The 3,676-nt window shown below is 54.1% G+C and carries 4 protein-coding genes; 2 read left to right on the top strand and 2 right to left on the bottom strand.

Going from position 1 to position 3,676, the window contains the following annotated elements; translation table 11 throughout:
• A partial coding sequence (locus ACZ25G_RS06610) for an iron-containing alcohol dehydrogenase (protein WP_463681928.1) occupies positions 1-330 on the bottom strand: 330 nt, incomplete at its 3' end.
• 220 nt (positions 331-550) lie between these two features.
• On the opposite strand from ACZ25G_RS06610, the gene ACZ25G_RS06605 reads away from it, so the two are divergent.
• Positions 551-1,618, top strand: coding sequence for a tetratricopeptide repeat-containing glycosyltransferase family 2 protein (locus ACZ25G_RS06605; RefSeq protein ID WP_463681927.1), 1,068 nt, complete (start codon positions 551-553; stop codon positions 1,616-1,618).
• A 96-nt stretch (positions 1,619-1,714) separates the two neighbouring features.
• Positions 1,715-2,635, top strand: a complete 921-nt coding sequence (locus tag ACZ25G_RS06600; RefSeq protein WP_463681926.1) for a helix-turn-helix transcriptional regulator — start codon at positions 1,715-1,717, stop codon at positions 2,633-2,635.
• 45 nt (positions 2,636-2,680) lie between these two features.
• Here ACZ25G_RS06600 and ACZ25G_RS06595 read toward each other — a convergent pair whose 3' ends face one another.
• A complete protein-coding gene (locus ACZ25G_RS06595) occupies positions 2,681-3,475 on the bottom strand; it encodes a ZIP family metal transporter (protein ID WP_342681968.1) in 795 nt (264 codons plus the stop codon).
• Positions 3,476-3,676 lie beyond the last annotated feature (201 nt).

Raw genomic sequence — 3,676 nt, 5'->3', positions numbered from 1 at the left:
GGCGGCAATGGCTTTGGCCGAATCAATGGCGCTGCCGCCGCCTACAGCCACGATAAAATCTACTTTTTCCTTGCGGCACAGCTCGATACCCTCATAGACAAGGCCGCTGCGGGGATTGGGTTGCACGCCGCCCAACACGACATAGGAGAGACCCTCTTTTTCCAGGGAAGCTTTGACCCGGTCGATCAGGCCGCTTTTCACAGCGCTGCCGCCGCCGTAGTGGATGAGCACCCTGGTGCCGCCAAATTTTTTGACATAGGCGCCTGTATTGTTTTCCTCACCTTTTCCAAAGACAAACATGGTGGGGCTGTAAAAGGTAAAATTATTCATTTTCTTCTTCCTTTCCTGTTTGTTTTTAAGAAAAGCGGTCAATTACCGCAACAGCTTTATTATAACAAGGAAGCCGATATGATGGCAAGAAGGAGAGAAAAAAAGGAACTTGTTCCAGCATAAAAGATGGGCTGATCCTCGCCAAAGAAAATAAACTCCGGTAGAGGAAAAGAAAGTTTCCGCATAGGATGTAAAAACCACAGAAGGGGAGAGAATATCTTTGGCCAGCGTCAGTCTTTGCATGATTGTCAAAAACGAGGAGGAGGTACTGGCCCGATGTCTGGAAAGTGTCCAGGAGATTGTGGATGAAATCATAGTGGTGGATACGGGGAGCACCGACAATACCCGGGAGATTGCCGGAAGATACACCCAACAGGTTTATGATTTTGCCTGGAAGGATGATTTTGCGGCGGCACGGAATTTTTCATTTTCCAAGGCCCACGGGGATTACTGCCTGTGGCTGGATGCCGACGATGTCATAGAACCGGAGGATCAGGAGAAACTGCGTCAGCTCAAAAGCACCTTGTCCTCAGAGGTGGATATGGTGATGATGCCCTATCACATTGCCTTTGACGAAAAGGGTATTCCTACCTTTTCCTACTACCGGGAGCGGATGATCCGCCGGGAGAAAGGTTTCCGCTGGCAGGGGCGGGTCCACGAGGTGATCCCGCCGGCGGGAAATCTCCTTTACAGTGACGCGGCGGTAAGCCATCGGAAAATAGGCCCTGGGGATCCAGACCGGAACCTGCGCATTTTTGAACGGATGCTCCGGGAGAAAGGAGCGCTGGAGCCCCGGCATCAGTTTTACTATGCCAGGGAGCTTCTTTACCACCAAAGATACCAGGAGGCCATCCGGGAATTCACAGACTTTTTGGACGGGGGGCGGGGCTGGATCGAGAATAACATTGACGCCTGCCGTCAGCTGGCCCAGTGCTACGGGGCAACGGGAGAACGACAGCAGATCTTGCCTGCCCTGTTTCGCAGCTTTTTCTATGGAGCCCCGCGGGCGGAAACCTGCTGTGACATCGGCGCTTATTTTATGGAACAGGGGGACTATACCACCGCCATCTTCTGGTATGAACTGGCGGCCTCCCGCCCCCGGGACGACACTTCCGGCGCCTTTGTCCTCCCCGACTGTTACGGCTTTATCCCCTATTTGCAGCTTTGCGTCTGCTATCATCAGCTGGGCTATCGGGAAGAGGCGATTAGATACAATGAACTGGCGGGGGAAATCCATCCTGACGCTCTGGCAGTCCTCCACAATCGGGAGTATTTTGCAAACCATTGATCCCGTTTTTGCAAAAGCTGACATCCATTTGTCAGCTTTTTGTGGTATGATGATACTATCATACCATAGCCCCTTTGGGGGAGAAGGAGAAAATCTGTGCAGATACACCGTTTGTTTGAAATTGTCTATCTATTACTGGATAAAAAGAAGGTCACAGCAAAGGAATTGGCCTGCCGCTTTGAAGTCTCGGAGCGCACCATCTATCGGGATGTAGAAGTCCTTTCTTCCGCTGGTATTCCCGTCTACACCGTCAAGGGGAAAGGGGGCGGCATCAGCCTGGTGGAGGATTTTGTTCTCAACAAGTCCCTTCTTTCAGAGGAAGAGCAAAGGGAAATCCTCTATGCCCTCCAGTCCCTGGAGGCGGTGGGCGGCCGGGAAAGTGACCGTCTTCTTTCCCGATTGGGGACCCTGTTTCAGAAGGAGGAGGGCGGTTGGATCGACGTGGACTTCTCCCATTGGGGCAGTGATGCGGAAGAAAAAGCGCGCTTTTCCCTGCTGAAAACCGCCCTGCTGGAGCGCAGGCGCATTGCCTTTGACTATTACAGCGCCTATGGAGAGAAAACCCGCCGTGTGGTGGAGCCTGTGAAGCTCTGTTTTAAAGGCCGGGCTTGGTACCTGCAGGCCTACTGCCTGAGCCGGAAGGATTTCCGCATGTTTCGTATCAGCCGGATGGAGGAGCTGACTTTGACAGAGGAGACTTTTTCCCCTCATACATCCATCCCACCAGTAGAAGCGCCTATCGATGGGGCGGTCCCGGTGGAGGTGGTAGAGCTGGTGCTGCGGATTGCTCCCCGGTATGCCTATCGGGCCTATGATGAGTTTCCCCGCCGGATGATCACCCGGGAGAAGGACGGATCCCTCCTGGTGCGCAGCCGCATGCCTCGGGATAGCTGGATCAGCGGCTACCTTCTCTCCTACGGCGCTGGAATCCAGGTGCTGGAACCTCAGTGGCTGAGGGAAGAAATGGCGGAGAAGATCGCCCAGATGCAAAAGCTTTATGCCGATATAATTCAATGAGCCTCAATAAAAAACGGAGCCCCAAGGCTCCGTTTTTTACTTTGATTATCCCAAGGCAACGTCTAAAATCATCATGACCAGAAAGCCCACCATAACGCCTAAGGTGCCGGTATGGGAGTGTTCCCCCAGATGTGCCTCGGGGATCAGCTCTTCCACCACTACATAGATCATGGCGCCGGCGGCAAAGGAGAGGAGCCAGGGCATGACCCCCACCACCGAACCCGCTGCAAAGACGGTGAGGACGCCGAAGATGGGTTCCACAATCCCCGAAAGGCTGCCGTAAATAAATGCCTTCCAGGTGGGGGTTCCTTCCTGGCGCAGGGGCAGGGACAACGCCGCGCCTTCGGGGAAATTCTGGATGCCAATCCCCAAAGCCAGGGCCAGGGCGGAGGTCAGCATGGCGCTGCCGCCCTCTTTAGCGGCTAAGGCGAAGGAGAGGCCCACCGCCATGCCTTCGGGAATATTGTGGAGGGTCACCGCAAAGATGAGCATGGTGGTCCGCTTGAGGGAGGAGTGCATCCCCTCTGGGTCTTTGCTGCCAGGATGCAGATGGGGCAGGAGCTTATCCAGCAGAAACAGGAACAACCCGCCCAGAATAAAACCGCCTGCGGCGGGAATCCAGCCAATCTGCCCCAGCTCCTCCGCCTGTTCAATGGCGGGGATGAGCAGGGACCAAACCGACGCCGCAATCATGACGCCGGCGGCAAAGCCCAGAAAAACCCGCTGGATACCGGCACTGATTTCTTTCCGGAAGAAAAAGACCAGGGACGCGCCTAGGGTAGTCATCAAAAAGGTAAAGCCTGTGCCCTGTAAGGCGGCCAAAACAGTTTGCGTCTGCATGAGAAGTCTCCCCCCAATTCCATTATGGGCCGGATAGGCCCGCTAAATCATGTTTATCGTTTGAGTATATTATGGGGTCTTCCGCCAGCACTGTCAAGGGGAAGGCTGCCACCCTGTTAGGATGGACAAAAACAGAAGAAAATATGACGGCCTGTTGTCTTATCTTCTGTGGTATACTAAAAACAAAGGGGGTGGGGAGAT

The organism is Zongyangia sp., assembly GCF_965361945.1.
This window is presented reverse-complemented; position numbering and strand designations above follow the sequence as displayed.

Excerpts from the sequence above, each read along its gene's own strand:
- ACZ25G_RS06595 (WP_342681968.1), bottom strand. The coding sequence starts at position 3,475 with ATGCAGACGCAAACTGTTTTGGCCGCCTTACAGGGCACAGGCTTTACC.